Source organism: Candidatus Eisenbacteria bacterium, assembly GCA_026388185.1.
Classification (GTDB): Bacteria; Eisenbacteria; RBG-16-71-46; order JAFGJU01; family JAFGJU01; genus JAPLKG01.
Window position 1 is genome coordinate 87,592 of the sequence record JAPLKG010000008.1, and the last position, 18,489, is coordinate 106,080.

The 18,489-nt window shown below is 56.8% G+C and carries 12 protein-coding genes; 9 read left to right on the forward strand and 3 right to left on the reverse strand.

What is annotated here, in order from left to right; translation table 11 throughout:
* Positions 1-4: 4 nt before the first annotated feature.
* On the reverse strand, positions 5-2,320 hold the full coding sequence (locus NTX17_03180; GenBank protein ID MCX5800370.1) for an N-acetylmuramoyl-L-alanine amidase: 2,316 nt from the start codon (positions 2,318-2,320) through the stop codon (positions 5-7).
* Positions 2,321-2,613: 293 nt separating this feature from the next.
* On the opposite strand from NTX17_03180, the gene selA reads away from it, so the two are divergent.
* From selA to NTX17_03205, 5 genes are all read left to right on the forward strand, one after another.
* Positions 2,614-4,080, forward strand: a complete 1,467-nt coding sequence (gene selA, locus NTX17_03185; protein ID MCX5800371.1) for an L-seryl-tRNA(Sec) selenium transferase — start codon at positions 2,614-2,616, stop codon at positions 4,078-4,080.
* Positions 4,081-4,097: 17 nt separating this feature from the next.
* Positions 4,098-5,744 carry a hypothetical protein gene (locus tag NTX17_03190; protein ID MCX5800372.1) on the forward strand — a complete coding sequence of 549 codons (1,647 nt, stop codon included), beginning with the start codon at positions 4,098-4,100 and terminating at the stop codon, positions 5,742-5,744.
* Positions 5,745-9,323 carry a chromosome segregation protein SMC gene (gene smc / locus NTX17_03195; protein MCX5800373.1) on the forward strand — a complete coding sequence of 1,193 codons (3,579 nt, stop codon included), beginning with the start codon at positions 5,745-5,747 and terminating at the stop codon, positions 9,321-9,323.
* 93 nt (positions 9,324-9,416) lie between these two features.
* Positions 9,417-10,355 carry a signal recognition particle-docking protein FtsY gene (ftsY, locus tag NTX17_03200; protein ID MCX5800374.1) on the forward strand — a complete coding sequence of 313 codons (939 nt, stop codon included), beginning with the start codon at positions 9,417-9,419 and terminating at the stop codon, positions 10,353-10,355.
* A complete protein-coding gene (locus NTX17_03205; GenBank protein ID MCX5800375.1) occupies positions 10,318-11,271 on the forward strand; it encodes a cation diffusion facilitator family transporter in 954 nt (317 codons plus the stop codon). The genes ftsY and NTX17_03205 overlap by 38 nt, the downstream gene beginning before the upstream one ends.
* A 98-nt stretch (positions 11,272-11,369) precedes the next feature.
* Here NTX17_03205 and NTX17_03210 read toward each other — a convergent pair whose 3' ends face one another.
* Both NTX17_03210 and NTX17_03215 read right to left on the reverse strand, forming a co-directional pair.
* Positions 11,370-12,038: a hypothetical protein gene (locus NTX17_03210; protein MCX5800376.1), complete on the reverse strand. Its 669-nt coding sequence runs from the start codon at positions 12,036-12,038 to the stop codon at positions 11,370-11,372.
* Complete coding sequence (locus NTX17_03215; protein MCX5800377.1) at positions 12,010-12,558, reverse strand: archaeosortase/exosortase family protein; 549 nt, start codon at positions 12,556-12,558, stop codon at positions 12,010-12,012. Before NTX17_03215 ends, NTX17_03210 begins: the two co-directional genes overlap by 29 nt.
* 288 nt (positions 12,559-12,846) lie before the next feature.
* On the opposite strand from NTX17_03215, the gene NTX17_03220 reads away from it, so the two are divergent.
* The 4 genes from NTX17_03220 (at position 12,847) to NTX17_03235 (ending at position 18,438) form a co-directional block, all read left to right on the forward strand.
* A complete protein-coding gene (locus NTX17_03220) occupies positions 12,847-15,564 on the forward strand; it encodes a GAF domain-containing protein (GenBank protein ID MCX5800378.1) in 2,718 nt (905 codons plus the stop codon).
* A 418-nt stretch (positions 15,565-15,982) separates the two neighbouring features.
* Positions 15,983-16,312, forward strand: a complete 330-nt coding sequence (locus tag NTX17_03225; protein ID MCX5800379.1) for an AraC family transcriptional regulator — start codon at positions 15,983-15,985, stop codon at positions 16,310-16,312.
* A gap of 207 nt (positions 16,313-16,519) precedes the next feature.
* Complete coding sequence (gene radC, locus NTX17_03230) at positions 16,520-17,203, forward strand: DNA repair protein RadC (protein MCX5800380.1); 684 nt, start codon at positions 16,520-16,522, stop codon at positions 17,201-17,203.
* A complete protein-coding gene (locus NTX17_03235; GenBank protein ID MCX5800381.1) occupies positions 17,200-18,438 on the forward strand; it encodes an S-layer homology domain-containing protein in 1,239 nt (412 codons plus the stop codon). The genes radC and NTX17_03235 overlap by 4 nt, the downstream gene beginning before the upstream one ends.
* Positions 18,439-18,489: the final 51 nt, after the last annotated feature.

The following is an 18,489-nucleotide window of genomic DNA, read 5'->3' on the forward strand; positions in this document are numbered from 1 at the left end:
CTGACTATTTCCACCCGAGATCAAGCTTCGTGGGAGCATTCTTGTCCACGTAGACGAACTGAAGTGCGTCCTTCCCGTCCCGAGAATGAATTCTCACTAAGTGTTGTCCTTCTTTACAGAAAAATGTGACGTCTTCTCCGGCCGACGTATTGACGGAAATGAATTCGTCGAGTACGACGTCGAGTCTTTCATCCCGGGCGTGATTCGCTGTCCTCACGGTGAGCTCGGCCAACCGATCGCCTTTCAGGCCAGTATTCTCCAAGATTCCAAGGAACAGGGCGTACGCGACGATCGAAGAGTACTTCTCGTCCCCACGCCCGGCCGAAGTTGGAAGCATTACTACGACGGCGGGGCAACTTGTCTGGCGAACAACGTAACGAGCATCTTCTCCGACAGACGGCTCTCTCACGGAGAGCATCTTGCCCCACCAACGTGCGACTCCCCGAGCCAGCTCCGTCCCGGTGGAGCTTCCAGGATAATGGAGCACGGAGCCCGATCGTTGGGGCGAGGGCTCGATTCTCACGTATGTTTGAGCGCCGAACTTTTCTGATCTCAGGACCTTGTCTTCGTCGGGCACGGTCTCGTTCAGAACGAGCAACTGCGCTCCGGCTCCGCGCAAAGCTCTTTCCAGACGCACGCCCACCTCTGCGCTGAGTTCTTCCGCCTCACGTTCCGGTTCGCTTGCATCAAGTGTTCGATGTCCGGACAGAGCTCGCTCTTGATGCCTGGACGCCGATCCAACGTCAATTACGATCCTGGCATCGGAAAGAGCACCGGACGCCACGGCTTTCATCCTGACGGTCGCGACGTCTTCCGTGCCGACGGAAGTTGTCTCGGCGGCAGTCGGGCCCGGCCGGGAACCACGTGGAACTCCAGCTGTGGCAGGGATGGGAATGGGAATGAAGCCCGTTCGTGTGAGCGCGAGCTTCTCTCCGGGCTCTGGTGTGAACACCATGAGTCCCTGGGGGCTGCTTGCGGCCAGAAGGCTGTCCCTGTCCAGGCTTCGGAGTCCGGCATTGCCCAACGGCTCTCCCGTGTTGTCTGCAACGACCCGAAGAGCTTGCGTAGAGAGGTGTTCTGCGGCGCGGCAAGATCTCAGAACGAGAGAGTCTCCAACAAAGAGGGAGTCTCTCGAGCTTCGAGAGCAGACCCTGACAATACTCTGATCGGCCGAGAGATCGGCGAAGAAGACACTCGTGGCCGACCCGCCGAGCGCGGCAACGGACTCGGCGGAAAAACCCCCGTTCTGACTGAAGAATCGTATCGACGTCCCGTCTCTGATCGCATTACCATTCACGTCCTTGGCCTCCGCCGTGACAAGCACGCCTCCTTTGCCAGGAATGCAGTCGGGCCAGGCTTTGATTGCGAGCGAAGACGGAGGCAGCGACACTTCGAATTGACAGCAGCGTCGACCGGACGAATTCTTGTTGAGGTTTTGACACGAGACACAAAGTTCATGCCTGCCGTTCGCCAGGGGGCTTTGCGGCCTGGCCTTCACGAGTTCGCCTTCTCTTTCCAGATTCTTGGCAATCGGCGTTCCGTCAAGTAGCAGGATCACCGAAGATGTGTCGATCGGCGATCTCTCCGGCGAGAAGACGGCCGTCAACAACGGTTGAGCGTCGATCAGAACAGTATCGCACGGCGAAAGCGACGCGACCCGGGGCACGCCGCGTCTGAAGTACTCGAGTATTCCCAGGAAGTATGCTTGCGCTTCAAGAAGTTGTTTTTCTGCGAGTCTTAGCTGTTTTTCCACCCGCGGATTGGTGAGATAGGACGGCTCGCCAAGGATCGCAGTGCAGGGCATGTTTCTGAGGACGAAGTAATTTCCCGGAACAACTTCGCCACTTGATGTGCCGAGGTTTTCGACGAGCCGCTCGTGGACGAGTCTGGCCACGTCTTTGGAGGGGCTCTCGTCAGTCATCTTGAAGTAGGTTTCTATCTGATTCCGATCTCGCGAGCGGAATATGTCAGCATTGTGGTGCAACGAAACAAACAGGTCCGGTCCGAAGGCCACGGCGATCTCCACTCTCCTGGAAAGATCGTCTCTGAGGCCGGCGTTTTCTCCGCGCAGGAAGTCTCGGTCTGATGACCGCGTGAGAAGGACTTCGGCTCCCGCATCCCTGAGCAATCCCCAGAGGTAGAGCGCCACCCCGAGGTTTACCTGTGATTCCTTGAGTCCTCCCCGGCCCACGGCTCCGGGAAACGCGCCGCCGTGACCCGGATCAAGAACGATGCGCTTGCCCTTCAGGAAGGAAGTGTCAAGTAGTGTCACTTTTGTGAGAGGCCCTTCGTAGATGCGCGGAGTAGACTTGCGTGTCAACCTTGCACAACCAGGAATAGTACACGCCGTCACCAATACCAGACATGCCAGGAGATGGGGTACAACGGTCGTTGAGGTTACCCTCGCCTGCATTCTTCGCGTCCTTTCTCTTGCTGTTCGAATCTCACTACGCCCCAAACGTCCGGACAACGGCGCGCCGTAGAATAGCGCATCGCGGCCTTGTCGGCAAGAGCCTGAAGAGAGTTTCCTGTTGCCAAGAAGCTCTGGCGTGATAGACTCCCCCCATGTAGTACAAAGCACTTGACCACACATACAACATCTGGTAGTTTGCGATGGTGCAAAAGGATAGAGCAGACATACTCAGGGGGATACCTTCGGTAGAACTCATTCTGGACAGTGAGCACCTGAGGTCGATATCCGGGCGGTATTGTCGCGCCCTCACGGTTTCCGCGGTCAGAGAAGTCGTGGACGAAGAGAGGCGCTCGATCCTCGAAGGAGAGAGACGGAAAGTCTCGTCTCCCGAGGAGATCGCCGCCAGGGTCATACGCGCGCTTGAGGAGCGAATGACGAAGAGCATGAGGCGTCTTGTCAACGCGACCGGCGTCGTGCTGCACACCAACGTGGGCAGGGCGATACTATCTGAATCCGCCGTCGGGGCCGTGACCGAGGCGGCAAGATACTACACGAATCTGGAATACGACATCGAAGAAGGTCGGAGAACTTCCAGGCAGGTCCACTTCGACAGACTCCTTCGTGAACTTACCGGGGCCGAGACCTCTCACGTAGTGAACAACAACGCGGGCGCCGTGCTTCTTGCTCTGAACACTCTGGCTGAAGGGAAGGAAGTCATTGTCTCGAGGGGTGAGCTCGTCGAAATAGGAGGCTCCTTTCGGCTGCCGGAGGTCATGGCGAAGAGTGGGGCTCTGCTTGTGGAGGTCGGTACGACAAATCGCACCACCGTCGGCGACTACGAGAGGGCCATCTGTGAGAAAACCGCCCTTCTTCTCAAGGTGCACAAGAGCAACTTCAAGATGGTGGGGTTCGTGTCCGAGGTTTCGCTCGAAGAGCTCGTCGGGCTCGGAAAGAGCAAGAAGGTGCCCGTCATGGAGGACCTCGGAAGCGGAGCCTTGATTGATTTTTCTCTCTTCGGACTTCCGGGTGAGCCCCTGGTATCACAGAGGATCCTCGCCGGTGCGGACGTGGTCACTTTTAGCGGCGACAAGCTTCTGGGCGGGCCTCAGGCGGGGGTGATAGTGGGGAAGAAAGAGTTCGTGATGCCCATGCGAGAGAATCCCCTCAGCAGGGCTCTCAGGATCGACAAGCTGACGGCAACGGCACTGGAAGCCACACTCCTTGAGATGCTTGACACTTCCACCGCCCGCGAAAGGGTTCCCTCCGTGAGAATGATAACCGAGGAAGAGGAATCGGTGAGACGCAGGGTGGAGGCGCTTCTCGCGCGAGTCAAAGCTTCGAGCGACGTACTGGATATCACTGCGGAACGAGGCCTATCCCAGATTGGCGGCGGAGCGCTCCCGGAAGTCGGAGTCCCGACGTGGATAATCGTGGTTCGATGCTCCGTGCTGGACGAGTGCCTCATCGAGAAGATTTTGAGGGAGGGCGAAGTGGCCATCGTTGCGAGGGTGGAGAAAGGGGCGGTGTGTCTTGACTTGAGAACCGTTTTGCCCGAGGAGGAGAAGATCGTGGAAGAGGCTCTCAAGCATGTTGCCGAAGTGGCGCGACAGGGAGTCAGAGGAACGGGCGAGGGCAAATCTGGACGGGGCGAAGGAACATCTGGGTGAGACGAGGGAAAGTCTGAGTGGAAAAGAAGAAAGTTGATTTTGAGGACGTGTTCTTCTCAGAAAAGGATGCCGACTCTGTGTCATCCCTCGACAGCTACGAAGGTGCATCCAGCATAGCCACCGACCTCAAGGTTCCTTTGCTGGCCGAGCTTGAACTCAGTGACGCGATAGGCACGTGGGAGAGAGATTTTCTTTTGCTCTCCGAATCCTCTTGGGTGCACGATTGCGAGTACGTCGGGGAGAGATTAATCAAGCTTCGCGAGATATCACCGCTTGACATAGTTGCAGTAAGTGCGCTCACGGAGCGCGTCATTCTCAGACCTTTCCTTTGCTCGCTGGCCGTGGCGCTGAGGAAATTTCTCCAGAAGGTCGTCATTATAGATTGCGATCTGAGGGCGCCTTCCATGCACACTCTCGTGGCCGGAGAGGGCAAGGAGGGCTTCATCGACATGGTCAAACACGGCTGTTCTTTCTCTACGGTCGCCTCTGAGACGGAAAAGGAAGGAATATACATAATCGGGGCCGGTTCTCACCCCGTGTCTTCGGAAGGCGAGCTCGTGGGCAGGGAACTGGAGCGAGTCTTTCATTCACTGAGAACGAAGGCGGACATCACTCTGGCCTGCGTACCCCCATTTCTTATTCGAAAACAGGTGAATCCGATTCTGAACTGTGCGGATGGAGTCCTTCTTTGCCTGAACGACTCGGCCGGGACCAAAGGCGGCATAAGGAAAGGTTTCTCTGCCCTGTGGAAGTCCGACATTCCAGTTCTTGGGATTGTCGCGCAGAGATCGTCTCAGGTTGACGAGAGACAGACCTTGGTGTTGCGCGCCAATGCTGAGGACGATGAGCCGTTGAGGCAGCAGCCTCCCTCAGCCGAGAACGCGCCCGACTCCCGCGGCAGTTCAGGAACGAAGAGTTCCGTGAGTTCTATTCCGACAGGGTCCGTCGCTCTTTCCGAAGAAGCCGTCCGGGGAACAGAAGTTGTTCGCGCGCGCGAGACCGTTCGGGAGGGAGAGGCCGCTCGAGCGGAAAGGCAGGTCCCTGGTTGGGAGCCCATTTCCTCGACGAGAGACGCGACCGAGGGCGAGGGCCTGTTGTCAAATGAGATTGACTCTCACGAGACCACGTCTGGAGAGGATTCCGAGTTTGTCGAGAGGACGCTCTTCGGAAAGCAGCATCAATGGCGCCAGTACGTCGTGGGAACTTGTGTGGTGTTGGGAATCGTGGGCGTCCTTGCGCTCAAGCAAGCGAGCCCCCCCGGGTCTGGAAGCCCTCAGATGGACGAGAGAATGATGAGGTCGATTATCCTGCCGGGTTCTGATGGCGTCACGACTGGAGACGAGAGTCGAGGTTCTCAGGCCGGAGCCGTGCCCCGCTCTTCGGACGTTTTCGGCTTTCCAAATGACGCGAGATCTGCGACATTCTATGTTGAGACTAGTCTACGCGCCAGGCATGACGACGCGGTGCAGGATTCCTCGAGGGTCGCCGATGTCGGCTTGAGAGCCTTCACGGAGCGTGTTGATCTGGGTGGTGGGGAAAGAGGATACAGAGTCGTCGTCGGGCCCTTCCTCACGGCTGACGGAGCGAGGATCGCCGCATCGCGGATAGAACCCCTGGGGTTATCCACCGAGACACGAATCATTACGGAAGGGGTGAAAAAGTAAATGTTTCTCAAAAAGCTCGAGTTCTTGGGCTTCAAGTCCTTTGCTCAGAAGCTGAAGATGGAGTTCGGCCAAGGCATCACTTGCATAGTCGGACCGAACGGTTGCGGGAAGACCAACGTTGCCGACGCGATCAGATGGGTGCTCGGAGAGCAGAGCGCCAAAGCACTGCGTGGCGATAGTATGGACGACGTGATCTTCAATGGAACCGCCAATCGCAAACCCATCGGCATGGCAGAAGTGGCGTTGACGTTTTCCAACTCCAGCCGGCTTCTTCCCCTCGAATACGATGAGATTACTGTGAGCAGAAGGATCTTTCGCAACGGTGTGAGCGAGTACTTTCTGAACAAGACGCCGTGCAGGCTCAAGGACATAAGAGACATGTTCTTCGACACCGGCATCGGCAGTCACGCCTATTCACAGATAGAGCAGGAAATGGTGGACAATGTTCTGAGCGACAACAGCGGCCATCGCAGGTTTCTCTTTGAAGAGGCCGCCGGGATAATGAAGTACAAGACGAGGAAACGGGAAGCGCTTCTCAAACTTGAGGCCACAGAGAATGATCTCCTGAGAGTGAATGACATTCTTTTGGAAATCGAGAGAGAAACTGACTCCTTGCGCAGGCAGATAGCCAAGGCTCGAAGATACAAGCGGCTGGAGGAAGAAATCAGGAACCTTGATGTCACCCTCGGCCTTTTGACCTACCGCCAGTATGACAGCGAGGCCGGCAAGCTTTCCGGAGAGCTCGATACCTGCTTGGCAAACAAGGGGCAAGCCTCCGCGGCCATCAGGTCTCTGGAAGCGTCTCTCGAGAAGCTTAAGTTCAACCTGGTCGAGGAAGAGAAGAAAGTGAGTGCCGCCGCGCAGGAGCTTGCCGCCGTGGAAGAACAGCAAGCAGGAATTAGAGATCGCATTATGGTGCTGAAAGAGAGGCGTGACGCGCTCGCCTCCAAGGGTGACGGGCTCTGTGAAGACATCCGTCACGCCGAGGAGAAGATAGGAGTGATCGCCAAACGTCACCTGGAAGCCTCGAGCGAGCTGGCCGGCGTCGAGAGCTCTCTCGGCAAGAACCAGGAAGACGCGAGAATGGAAGAAGAGGAGCTGGTCAAGAAAGAACAAGAACTTCTGGAGCTCAGGAGCAGTGTCCAGGCTCTGGTCTCGGTTGTTGCGCAGACGAAGACGCAGCAGGGACAGCGAAGCTCAAAGCTGGAGGAGCTGGCCGCCATGAAAGAGGAAATGGAAAGGCAGCTCAACGTCGTGCGCGACGAGATCTTGCAGCTTGAATCAAGGCTTTCCGAGCTCCGGTCAGCCGAGGATACTGTGGGTGGCGAGATCGAAAGACAGAAGGTGAAACTGGGAGAGCTCGAGAACAGGATAGGAGAAAATGTTGCGAAACGTGATTCACTGGACAGGAGGCTTGCCGAACTTGGAGAGGAAGAGTCCGCGCTCCTGGGCAACGCAAAAAGGATAGAGGGCCGACTGGGTGCGCTTGAATCTCTGGCGGCCGAGCATCGCGAGCAGAACCAGCTGATTCGCAGCACGCTGGCGAACGTGAACGGCAACGTAGCCGGACTCCTCGAGGATCTCGTGGGGATTCCCGCCGAGCTTTCTTCGGCCTTCGATGCGCTTCTGTACGAATACGGACCGGTTGTCGTAGCAGGGGACAGAGAGACCGCTCTCTCGTGTGTTTTCGCTCTGAGCGAGACGTCTCTGGGACGCTTTACCGTCCTCGTACGGGATGAGTCCGATCGGGAACCCGGCAGAAGAATACCCGAAGACGTTCTTTCGTCGTCCGAGGTCGTGGGCCGGGCAGTCAGTCTCATAAGCTGCCCGGACAATCTCAAGCACTCGATCTCGTCGCTGTTGGAGGGAACGGTAGTCGTTCAGACGGCGGATTCGATCCGGAATCTCCCCGCGTGCATGGAATTGGACGTCAAGTTTGTGACTCGAAAGGGCGGGCTCATCCAGAAGGGAAAACTCTTCACGGGTGGCAGGGGCTTGATTCCTGGCGGTCTCGAGGTGAAGGCCGAATTGAGTAAGGGGACGCTTGAACTGGAAGACCTCCGTAGCGCGCTTTCGCACTACGCCGTGGAGAAGAACTCTCTCGGAGCACAACGAACCGAAGCGGAAGGGCACAACGTGTCCCTTTCTTCAGAGTTGCGCGAGCTGGACGAGCTGATCGGATCCAACGAAAATGGTATCTCGGTGCGCAGGGCCGAGACAAGGCTGATCGAAGCGAGAGCCGAGTCTCTCCGAACCAGAGAGAAGGATCTGACGGAAAGACTGTCTGCCTATTCGCAGCAAAGAGACGTCCTCGACAAAGAGGTCGTCGAGACGGGATTTTCGCTCGCCCCGAAGTCTGAGCAACTGGACAAGCTGTCGGAGCTCGCGAAGGATCTGGAAGGACAACGGGAGGCGATTCTTGCCAGGGTGGGTGAACTGAGGATGGAGGAAGTGCGACAGCTCGCAAGGAAGAACGGGCTTGTTTCGCTCGGGCTGCGGCTCGAAGAAGAGAAGGTGCTTCTTGGAGCAGAGATGGAGCGGAAGAAGGGATCCCTTCAGATCGCAACCTTGGCTCTCAGCGAGAGTAAGAGCGAGGCAGACAATCTTGAACAGCAAGCAGCGGAGGTGGCGGTTGTCGGGCGGGAAAAAGAGAGCAAACTTGAGGCAACAAGAGTGTCATACAGTTCGGTGAAGGCCGAGATTGAAGAGTTGGAGAAGGCTCTCAAGGTGCACAGAACGGAGCTGGACAAACTCTCGGAGGAAGCTCACGCCATTGAGCTGAGTCTCACGAGGCAGAAGATCGAGCGTGAAGGTGTGGTGAGGAGGATCTACTCCGATTATGGCGTGGATCTGACCGCGGAACTCACTGTCCCGGAGGGATTCGATTCCGCCCACGCGGAACAGAGAGTCGAGGTCTTGCGCGAGAAGATGAAGGGTCTGGGTCCCGTCAACCTTCTCGCCCTCGAGGAGTACGAAAAGAAGAAGGAGAGGCTTGATTTCATAAAGAACCAGAGGGACGACTTGCTCCAGGCTAAGACCTCTCTGCTCGAGGTGATAGAAAAGATCAACCATAGGGCTTCCGGTCTGTTCCTCGAGACTTTCAACAGCGTTCAAGAGAAGTTTCAGGAGACCTTCCTCACACTTTTCGAGGGAGGAGCGGCCGAACTGCGACTCCTCGGCGACGACCCTCTTGAGGCAGACATAGAAATGGTCGCGAGGCCGAAAGGCAAGACCCTCCAGAGCCTGCATCTGCTTTCGGGTGGTGAGCGGGCACTCACTGCCATTGCCCTGCTGTTTGCGATTTACCTGGTCAAACCGAGTCCGTTCTGCATACTGGATGAGTTGGACGCGCCGCTTGATGATGCAAACATAAACAGATTCCTCAACATGTTGAAGAAGTTCAATGACAAGACGCAATTTCTCGTGATAACGCACAACAAGAAAACGATGGAGACTGCCGACTATCTGTACGGAATAACGATGCAGGAGCCGGGGATTTCCAAGGTAGTATCGGTGAGGTTCAAGGACGCGGAGAAACCGGTGGAGTACCCCAGGGAGGCCGTGGCGGTCGAGACTTGAAGCTCTTGCCTAACGAATCTGGATTTGAGACAATGGAAGCGGCAGGTTGTGGTTTTGCCTGCCGCTTGTTGTATTTGGGAGACGCCTGAGCAGATGTTGGAAAAGCTTAGAAGAGGACTTGAGAAGACAAGAAAGAGCTTTCTTGCCGGTTTGGTGCGGGCCTTTTCCAGCGAGGACTCTTCCGGCGAGAAGACGGCGGACCGAATGGAGGAATTCTTGCTCTCCTCCGACGTCGGAGTCTCTACGACCGACAGACTCACTGAGAGACTGAGATTGCATCTCAAGGGCAACAAGGTGGAGAGTGACTCGGAGCTCCTGTCGTTCATGAGAGAGGAAATCCTCGGTCTCATGGAAGCGCCGCGCGCTCGAAGTCAATCTACGACCAAGCCTCATGTGGTGCTCGTCGTCGGAGTCAATGGCTCCGGAAAGACAACCACGATCGGCAAGCTCGCAAAGATTTATGCGAGCAGGGGGGAAAAGGTCATCGTCGCATGCTCCGATACTTTCAGGGCGGCGGCGGGTGAGCAGTTGGAAATTTGGGCCGGCCGAGCGGGAGTCGAAATCGTGAGACAGAAGCCGGGGGCGGACCCGGCGGCCGTTGCCTACGACGGCGCAGAGGCTGGTCTTGCGCGTGGAGCCACTGTCGTACTGGTCGACACCGCAGGTCGCTTGCACACCAAGGTCAACCTGATGGAAGAACTCAAGAAGATAGGGAAGGTTCTCGGAAAGAAGATCGAGGGTGCTCCGCACGAGGTGCTACTCGTATTGGATGCAAGCACGGGGCAGAATGCCCTCGTTCAAGCTCGTGAATTCGGCTCTTGTCTGGGGGTCACGGGCATAGTACTTACCAAATTAGATGGCACTGCAAAGGGTGGGGTGGTCGTCGCAATAGCGGGCGAGCTTGAGATTCCCGTAAAGTACCTCGGCGTGGGCGAGTCGCTCGAAGACATCGTTGAGTTCGATCCCGCCGAGTTTGTCGAGGCGCTTCTGTGTGATGAGAACGCCGGCCGTGCCGGAGCGGGGGCTTTGTAGCGGTATGTTCTCAGTTTCAACCAAGACCGGGGCCGCGGCATTCTCTATTGCTTCCAACGCGTTTCTGGTTGTCATAAAGGTGATCGTGGCGGTCCTCACTGGAAGCATCAGTGTGTTCTCCGAGGCTGCCCACAGCGGCATAGATCTGATTGCCTCCATCTTTGCCTGGGGGAGCGTCCGCGTTTCTTCAAGGCCTCCCGACGAAGGTCATCCCTTCGGACACGGAAAGTACGAGAGCGTGAGCGGGAGCGTGGAAGCGGTGCTGATTTTTGTCGTTGCCATCTTCATATTTCGGGAAGCGGGAAAGGAACTGATGGGCGAGCCCGGCATCAAATCCACAGACACCGGGCTTCTTGTAATGGCGATCTCGGCAATCACGAATTTCTTTATCTCTAGATTCCTGTTCCGCATGGCACGCAAGACCGATTCGATAGCACTTGAAGCGGACGCGCAGCATCTTGCCACCGACGTTTATACTTCCTTGGGAGTCTTCGTGGGTCTCGCTCTTGTCAGAATCACGGGACTCAGAGTACTTGATCCCGTCGCGGCGATAGTCGTGGCTGCACTTATTGTCAAAGTGGCGTACGACCTGACGGCGAAGGCTCTGAGGGAATTGCTTGACGAGCGGCTGCCCGACGAGGAGAAGAGAAAGATAGAGCTCATTCTTTCTGAACATGTGACGGACTTTGTAGGTTTCCACAAGTTCAGGTGTAGAAGATCGGGCAGCACAAGGCACATAGACCTTCATCTAGTGGTCTGTCGTGACAGGAGCGTGGACAAGGCACACCAGCTTTGTGACCACCTCGAGGCGGACATTGAAAGCGCGGTTCGTTTCGTGAGCGTTACGATCCACGTTGAGCCCTGCCGGTTGGAGGCCGAGAGATGCGCCACGGAGTGTCCGGAGAGGAGGGCGTGATTTCGGCCGTCCCGAGCGGCCCGACCGGAGGATGAACCCTCGGCCGTCGGTGCGCGGCAGCCGAAACAGCGCTCTGCACTTGGGTGAGCCGTACGAGCTCATCGCCTCTGACTCACCTCCTCTTTTCCGAAAAGCTCAAGATAGCGCTTGGCGGCGCGACTCTTGAATCCCTTCTTGCCTTTGCCGTGGGTGTCTCTTATGTGAGCGAACACGTCCCCCCTTCGGCTGCCGCAGATTGGGCACGTGTCCGCCCTGAGAGTGCTCTCGGGGGTCTTCGCGAATTGGAGAAGATTCGTGGGGAAAAAGATTACCCACAGTACGACCGGAAAGAGTATGCCGGCCGGCACAAAGAATCTGATCAGGTACGCGTCTGCCCCCTGGAACCCGCCGGGCGCAAAAAACAAAACCCTGAGAGAAAGATAGGCCGCGTGGAAACACAGCAGGAGAAGCAGCCCCAACCCGGTCGCCTTTAGACGTCGCGAGAGGGCGACGGGAGAAGTCGAAAAGGCCAAGGAGAGAAAGACTATGAAGCCTATCGGGGCAAGCTCGACATCACAATTGCAGGTCCTGCCGGGAATGGCCGAGACAAAGCGGATGGTCTTGCCCACCACCTCCATGCCGGTTGGTCTGTAACCAAACAACGTTACGGGGACAAGGACGATCTTGCCCAGTGCGGCGAGGGCAGGTTTTTCAATCAATATCCAAAGAAGAAAGAAACCAACGGAGAGGACAAAGAACTTAAGAAGAAACAGAAAGAGGTTTCTCACGGTTTACCAGCTTTTGTATCCAGAAGATGACGATGGCAACAACGAATATTATTAGGGCCACCTGCCAGAAGTAGAGATGGGCAAACTCGAAGTACTGGGGTCTGTACGCCAGCACAACCGCCATAACAACGAGCCGGAGCATGTTGAACCCAAGAATCAGTGGGATGCCGACGGCCAGCCCTATGAGCTTCGCGGCAATTGACGAAGGATATGCTACGACGACACTCAAGAACAGGGCCATCGCCGTGTAGCCGGTGCACTCCGCGATTATTGTGACCCCGGTGGAACCAATACCGACAAACGCGCCGCTCACTGCGGTGTGAAATCCCAGAAGGGAGAGTATTCCGCCCAACCAGGCGGCCGTTATCGTACAGAGCCTCTCTACTCCGGGTGGAAAAGTCCCAAGCACGTAGGGGACGGCCCACAAGATGGCCCACAGGCCGAAGAACACGATCAAGAATCTCGCCACTTGCCTCTTGGGAGACGGGGATTTTCGCTTTTCCTTGTGTGTCTGCGTCACTGAAACCCTCGGTAGAACTGCAGGAATCAGCGAAGACCTGAATTCCGGTGTCCCGCAGTCAGGGTACACCCCTGCAAGGGCCGCGTCAAGGAAACCCGTGCAGCCGGCGGAGAGCGTCCCCGAGAGTGTCGGCCGGGGAGAGATGGGCACTCTATTGACACGGTCTCTCGCGGCCGTGCGCCTTCCCCGTAATGCCAGAACGTGCCTCAAGTTGGACCGAAAAGTGCCGATATTCCTATGACGGTAGGTGGAGGGGGGGCAAGGTGGACTCCAAGGGAGGAAGTTCGGTTGCTACAGAGCGCGACGGGGAGTCTTCTTTCGCGAGAAGAGTTGCTCGACGTCCTGAGAAGGATGTCGGTGACCCTTGTCATCACGAATCTTGACGGCGACATCGTGGACGCCAACGATACCGTCGAGACGATGTATGGCTACGCTGTCGACGAGTTGGTTGGCAAGAAGTTCCGAATTCTGTGTTCTGACAAGAATCCCGTCGAAATCGTTGTGCAAGCCCAAACGCAGTGCCTCCTAAACGGCTGGCGAGGGGAAATCCTCAGTCTGAGAAAGAACGGAGAGGAATTTCCCGTCACGATGACGTCCTCCCCATTGACAGACAAAGAACGCAACGTCACCCTCGTGGCCAACTTTATCTATGAGATACCGGAGAAGAGAAGAACAGAAAACGAATTCCTCGTGCTGGAGCACCAGCTCAGAGCCCTCAAAGGCGTGACGTCTGCCGCGGCGCAACTCACAAATCCGGACGAACTTCCCCAGATCCTCCTCGACCAACTCATCGAAGTAAGTGGCATGGACGCAGGCGCGCTCTTCATCCAAGAGAAGGCGGGTGGCTTTGGTCTCGCTTGTTTGAAGGACATGGACTCCGCCTTTTCTCTCAAGTTTCTGAATTGCACTGGCGAGGAGTGTGGGCATGAACCCGTGAGCCTGGACAGTCCATGGTTCCACGAAGACCTGGCTTCCAGGCGTCGGTGCACTCACGCGAAACAGGAAGGCTGCAGCTCCGCGATAAGGCTTCCCTTGGTCGCACGCCAGAGATTGGTCGGCGTGCTTGTTCTCTCGTCGAGAGAGAAGGGCACCTTTACGGAAGAGGAAAAAGAACTCCTCGTGGCCATGGGGAGAGAAGTCGGTATCCTCATGGAGAACGCGAATCTTTTCCGCGCACTTCAGGAGGCCTACGACGAGCTTCACGCGACGTACGAGGTCAGTGTCGCAATAAGCCAGAGTATTGATCTGGAGAGAACGCTGAAGCACATCGTCAAGAGCGCTCAAAAAGCCCTGAACGCAAGTAACTGTTTCCTTTTCCTGCTCGAAGAGAAAAGAAACGAACTAGTCGGCGCCGCCTCCACCACGCAGGACGAGGACTTCAAAGATCTACGCATCGGCATGCGTGAGACAGTCGCAGGGGTCTGGGTCGTAAAGGAGAAGCTACCCCTCAGCATCAGGGATCTCTCTAGTGATCCGCGAGCCTGTCCGGCCTTAAGAGACAGATACCATCAAAAATCCGCCCTGTTCGCGCCCCTAATCGTGAACGATGCCGCCATAGGAACACTCGTCCTCGATGACACCGAGCGCGAGCGGGTGTTCTCGGAAGGAGACATCAGAAGAGCTCAGGCGATCGCGAACCAAGCGGGGCTTGCCATTCAGAGAGCAAGACTGTACCAGGCGGTCAAGGAAAAAGTCCAAGAAGTGACCGTTCTCTATGAGGTGGGTCGCGCCTTGACTTCCACACTTCGACCCGAAAGCGTCCTCGACCAAATGATGCACATCTTGAGAGAATCCTTCGGCTACGTCCACTGCGCGATCCTTCTGGTGGGCGGCGAGAAGGAACTCTACGTAAAGGCAGCCAGCGGCTACGCGGGCGAGGGCGTCAACAATCTTCGCCTCAAGGTTGGAAACGAAGGAATAACCGGTTGGGTTGCGGCAACGGGACAGCCACTCTACGTTCCCGACGTTCAAAAGGATCCCCGCTACGTTCCAGGCATGAAGGGGGTGAGATCGGAAATAGCCCTGCCGCTCAAGATCGGACAGAACGTGTTGGGAGTGCTGAACGTGGAGAGTACTGAGCTCGGCGCCTTCCACGAGAGGGACGTTAGAATCCTATCTTCACTCGCGGCGCAGGCGGCCGTGGCAATCGAAAACGCAAGGCTTTACGCAGAAATCGAGAAAAAGGCGGAGGAGCTTGATGTGGCCTGCAGAGACCTGGAGATCTCCAGGCAGAGCATCTTGAAAGCGAACGAACGTCTGCAAGAAGTGGATAGACTGAAATCGGAATTCCTCGCAACGATGAGCCACGAGCTGCGCACGCCGCTCACCTCGATAATCGCCTACAGTGAACTCCTGGGGGACGAGAGGGTGGACGAAGCCAGGCGCTCAGAGTTCTTGGAGATCATCACCGAACAAGGGAATCGCCTTCTTCAGTTGATCACCGACCTGCTTGACCTTTCCAAGTTGGAATGCGGAAAGATGCAACTTATCCTTGAGCCGGCTAACTTGAACGAGATTATTCTCTCTGCGGTCGAAACCACAAGACCCACTGCCGACAAGAAAGGTCTGGAGGTCTTCACTGATCTGGCCCCTGCGTTGCCCCTGGTGAGCATGGACACAAAGAGAATCAGGCAGGTATGTTGGAATCTGCTGTGCAACGCGGTCAAGTTCACGGATTTCGGGGGCAAGATCACCGTCCGCTCCGAGGAGAGCGGTGCAGAGCTTGTTGTCAGGATCTCCGACACAGGTGTCGGTATACGGCCCGAGGATATTGAAAGAATATTCGACAGGTTCGCGCAGGTGGACTCGTCCGCGACGAGGGAGCACGGTGGAGTCGGGCTTGGGCTCGACCTGGTGCGCCGATTCGTGACATTGCACTCAGGCCGTGTCTGGGTGGAGAGCGAGTACGGTCGCGGGAGTTCATTCTTCTTCACTCTTCCGAAGGAGCGGGAACTGCCTCCCGCGCACGAGGCTGACCCCGAAGGTCTGACGGGCACGCCCACGTAGACACGATCGCGACGCCTCAAACTCGCTAAAAATAGCGCCCGCAATTCGTTAAGTGCCAGCAAATTAGCGTACACACCGCAAAACATCCGCCTTCAGTGTCGAATTCTCACCAGAGAGCGAACGGCCACGGGGACCAGTCTCATAATCGCTTTTTTGGCAACAAGTTAGAAGGCAGCAAGACAGGGGTGATGGCACGAATCTTGATGATACAACCAACGGGAGGAGCAGAGATACGACAAGAACCGTCGCACTTGACAAGGAAGCCCCGGCAAGAGAGTCCGAACGTCCTGCGCTCAAGAGAGAGGGAACGTTCGCGCCGGTTCAGGCAACGAGGAACAAGACTCTGGCTGCTGAAGCTGCCAGTTATGTATCGGAGAATTTGCCAAGGATTCGAGCGGTAGGTCAGGTGGCAGGGGCCTTGGGTGTTTCGAGGGAACACGTTTCGAGGAGCTTCAAGAGGCATTTGGGGTGCCCACTGTGGTCCTTCGTTGTCTCTTTGAGAGTTGAGAGGGCAACGAGGCTCCTCAGCGGCCCCTTGCTCATAAAGGAGATCGCACAGGAAGTTGGATTTGGCTCAGATTCAAGCTTTCTCAGGGCGTTTGTCAAGCATTTGGGTATGCTTCCCTGCGAGTACAGGAAGAAAGTTCAGCAGGAAACTCTGACTGATTCTGAGCCTCAGTACCCCCAGGCTACTGATACTGACGGGCCGCAGGCACATCTGGGGAGTAGGTGCCCTAGAAGAGACTAGGGTCATCTGCCGCGCCTACTCCCCGCGAGGTCCGCGTTTTCCACTTCGCGCTAATTTTCTTCGTCGCTCGTCCTTCTCGATCGTCTCCTCCGTATCCACGCATGTTGCCAGGCGCTCAGCTTCCAGTTGACAGGAATGTCTCCGGCCTTCATAATACCTTAGGGAGAGGGGGCGACTTTCTCGCGGGCAGTGAGGAGTGTGGTGGCAATGAAGAGAAAGCCTCAGTTTGTGGGTGACCTGCCCAGAGTGGACAGACCAAGAGAGAAGATGGTTCAGAAGGGAAGCTCGGCCCTCAGTGATGCCGAGCTTCTTGCCGTTATCCTCGGAAAGGGAACGCGTGGAGCAAGCGTCCTTGAAATAGCCGATGAAATACTCAGACGTTACGACACCGCCAGGCTTCCCTCCATCGTGCTCAGGGACCTCGAGGTCATGAAGGGGATAGGCATGGCAAAAGCTTGCCAGGTACTCGCCTGCGTTGAACTGGGCAGAAGGATATTCCGTTCCGAGGACGAGCCCTCTGTCGTGATAAGACGGCCCGACGACGTGGCGGCTCTCGGCAAGGAGCTTTCCGGGGCCAGGAAGGAACACTTCTGTACTCTCTACCTTGACACCAGGAACCGCGTGATAAAGAAAGAGACCATTTCGATCGGGACTCTGAACGCGAGCCTCGTGCACCCGAGGGAGGTCTTTCAGCCTGCCGTAGAATGCTCTGCTGCCAGCGTCATTCTTGTACACAACCACCCTTCTGGCGAAGCCGAGCCCAGCAGAGAGGACCTGCTGCTCACGAAACGACTGGTTTCAGCGGGGGAGATAATGGGCATAGACGTGCTGGACCATGTAATAGTCGCAAGGCATTCCTTCGTGAGTCTCAAAGAGAGGAAACTGATGTGACAAAGTTCGCGGCCGTTCTCGCTGCAACGTTTCTCCTGGCCACGGCATGGCAAGGCTGTGCATCACGCAACGCCGCCCGTGTTCCCGGATCTGACAAGAGGCTTGATTTCTCGCAGCGCTACGACGTCGTGACGTACCTCGTTTCGACGGGAAAGTTTCAGCAAGCGGCCTCGCAACTGAAGAAGCTCGAACAAGAGGCCAAGTCCGGCGTCGAGAGGGCGATGGTGAGCGACGCAAAGGCTTCGCTCCATCTGGCGCGCGGTGAAGTCGTTTCGGCGGAAGAAGATGCGTCAAGAGCAATCGGGATTTATCCTTCCCTCGCGTCTGCCTACAAGGTGAGGGCTCTTGCGCGCAGAGAGCAGGGCGAGCTGTCGGGAGTCGTGGAAGACCTGAAGTCGGCACTCGCTCTCGAGCCCAACGACACCGAGAGCCTGCGTGGATTGGCAGAGGCATACCTCGACCAGAATGAGATTTTTGAAGCCGTGAGAACCTTCGAGCGATTTCTTCAGGTAGACTCGCTTGACGCCCGCGCGCAAGACGCATGGCGTGGCTCGATGGCCTCCCTTCTTGGGCTTGACAGCTTTCCGATTGAGTACCTGCGGACACTGAGAAGCAGTGCCCTGACTCGAGGAGAGCTTGCCGCCGTGCTCGTGGTGGAATTCGAAACGGCCCGTCTGGAGCAGGAATGGCGGGCCAGGCCTGACACGCGTTCAGGGTCTCTACCCTCAGGGTCCGAGTCTCCCTCCACGCTCGGGAACGTCAGTCCGCAGGCTTCCGTTCGCATTCCTGATTGCGCACACTTCTGGTTTGCTCCATTTGCGGAGAAAGCGGTGAGTCTTGGATTCCTGGACGTTTACCCTGACAACACCTTCAGACCGCTCGATACTGTGAGACGAGGCGTGCTGGCCCTGGAGCTCTACTCTTTTCTTGAACGCCACTGCGAGAATGCACTGTCAGGAGTACAAGATACGTTGGGAGAACCGGTCCGGGGCGTTGGAGGTCGCGTCTTGCAGGCATCCGGTTTGAGCAGCGCCCTAACGTCCGTCTACTCCGACGTCGATGCCTCCAGCTACCTCTGGAGACCGGTTGTCGCGATGGCGGCTCTCGGCGTCGTGAGGCCGGCGTCCCGCGACAGCTTCGGGATAGATAGTCTGCTGAGCGGCGAAGAGACGAGGGCCATTGCCAGGAACCTCGCGGCGGTCATGGGTTCAAACAAGTGCGAAGCGACTTATTGAATCCGCTTGACCCAAGGCGGACGCCGGTGATAGCTTTCTCTGAAGGGGCAG

Excerpts from the sequence above, each read along its gene's own strand:
- smc (MCX5800373.1), top strand. The coding sequence starts at position 5,745 with ATGTTTCTCAAAAAGCTCGAGTTCTTGGGCTTCAAGTCCTTTGCTCAG.
- ftsY (MCX5800374.1), top strand. The coding sequence starts at position 9,417 with ATGTTGGAAAAGCTTAGAAGAGGACTTGAGAAGACAAGAAAGAGCTTT.
- selA (MCX5800371.1), top strand. The coding sequence starts at position 2,614 with ATGGTGCAAAAGGATAGAGCAGACATACTCAGGGGGATACCTTCGGTA.
- NTX17_03205 (MCX5800375.1), top strand. The coding sequence starts at position 10,318 with ATGAGAACGCCGGCCGTGCCGGAGCGGGGGCTTTGTAGCGGTATGTTC.
- radC (MCX5800380.1), top strand. The coding sequence starts at position 16,520 with ATGAAGAGAAAGCCTCAGTTTGTGGGTGACCTGCCCAGAGTGGACAGA.